This is a genomic window from Vibrio sp. Vb1554 (assembly GCF_033344235.1).
Genome location: NZ_JAWPOJ010000196.1, coordinates 1 through 1407, shown reverse-complemented (window position 1 = coordinate 1407; position 1407 = coordinate 1). Strand labels below are relative to the sequence as shown.

The window sequence follows — 1407 nt, the reverse complement described above, 5'->3', positions numbered from 1 at the left end:
AGTGGCACCTCGTGACCACACGAAAAAAGTGCTGCCAATGGTTGACGAAGTGCTGAAAGAAGCGGGTCTAACTCTACAAGACTTGGATGCACTAGCGTTTGGCCGTGGCCCTGGTAGCTTTACTGGTGTTCGTATCGGTATTGGCATCGCTCAAGGCCTAGCATTTGGTGCAGAACTGCCGATGATTGGTGTTTCAACATTGGCTGCGATGGCACAAGCAAGCTACCGCCTGCATGGTGCAACTGATGTCGCTGTAGCGATTGATGCGCGCATGAGCGAAGTTTACTGGGCACGTTATTCTCGCCAAGAAAACGGCGAATGGATGGGTGTTGATGAAGAATGTGTGATTCCACCAGCTCGTTTGGCGGAAGAAGCACAAGCTGACTCTAAAACGTGGACAACAGCTGGTACAGGTTGGTCTGCGTATCAGGAAGAACTGACAGGCCTGCCGTTTAACACTGCAGACAGTGAGGTATTGTACCCTGACTCACAAGACATTGTGATTTTAGCTAAGCAAGAACTAGAAAAAGGCAATACGGTTCCTGTTGAAGAATCTAGCCCAGTTTACCTGCGTGATAACGTGACTTGGAAGAAGCTTCCAGGCCGCGAATAATTAGGGAAAAAATAAAGGCGGGGCGGTAGCCCTGTCTTTTTATGGAGCGTTATGGCGTCGATTAATGGTTTACCTCCTTCACTGATACCCGGTACCAACCGTACCAATAAAGTGGGTAAAAAAGGGCAGGTAAAGAAAGCTCAAAATAAGCAGTCCGTTGGTCAACCTTCAAAGGTGGCAAACGCAGTCGCGCATTCCATAAAACAAGTTGATGAGTCCCAAATTCATCGTGCTCAAGTACAATATGATTTGCCGGAAGGTAATGCTCGCAAAGCCATGGAGCAGTACATGGATGTCATGAATCGAGCTAAAAAAGAGGAACTGGCTCAGCTACTGGGTGTCGATATCTATGTATGAATTTCCTCGAATTGGTATTAATAGATTAAATGGTGGTTTATGAAGGTTTTTGGACGGTTGTTTTTGGTTTTGGTTGCCGCTTTTGGCTTGTCTGCATGCAGCTCTCTTCCTGAAGAGTTGAACGCTAGTACAGAGCAAGTCGTTACCGACTATAAGGCCTTTGCTGAGTCTCAAGGAGAGGTCACGAATGATGTTCGCCTCGGCGGTATCATTGCGAAAGTGGACAACTTCAAAGACAAAACACGCCTAGAGATCGTCAATCTACCTATCAATAAATCGGGCAAACCTGATATTGACCAAGAGCCTACGGGTCGTTTCGCCGTGTATTTTGATGGCTACTTAGAACCTGTTGCATTTAGCCAAGGCCGTTTGGTGACGATTGTGGGCAAAGGGGCCGGTGAAGAAGAAGGCAAAATCGGAGAGCATGAGTACGTGTT

General features: G+C 47.2%; 3 protein-coding genes. All 3 read left to right on the top strand.

Annotation, left to right across the window (positions count from 1 at the left end; translation table 11 throughout):
• Positions 1-613, top strand: a 613-nt coding sequence (tsaB, locus tag R8N28_RS24905) for a tRNA (adenosine(37)-N6)-threonylcarbamoyltransferase complex dimerization subunit type 1 TsaB (protein ID WP_318183626.1), incomplete at its 5' end; no start/stop codon positions are given.
• 51 nt (positions 614-664) lie between these two features.
• On the top strand, positions 665-970 hold the full coding sequence (locus tag R8N28_RS24900) for a hypothetical protein (protein ID WP_005478797.1): 306 nt from the start codon (positions 665-667) through the stop codon (positions 968-970).
• A 39-nt stretch (positions 971-1009) separates the two neighbouring features.
• The coding region (locus R8N28_RS24895; protein WP_318183625.1) for a Slp family lipoprotein at positions 1010-1407 on the top strand (398 nt) is incomplete at its 3' end.

Bases quoted from the DNA above. Each gene is read 5' to 3' on its own strand.
- R8N28_RS24900 (WP_005478797.1), top strand. From the start codon at position 665: ATGGCGTCGATTAATGGTTTACCTCCTTCACTGATACCCGGTACCAAC.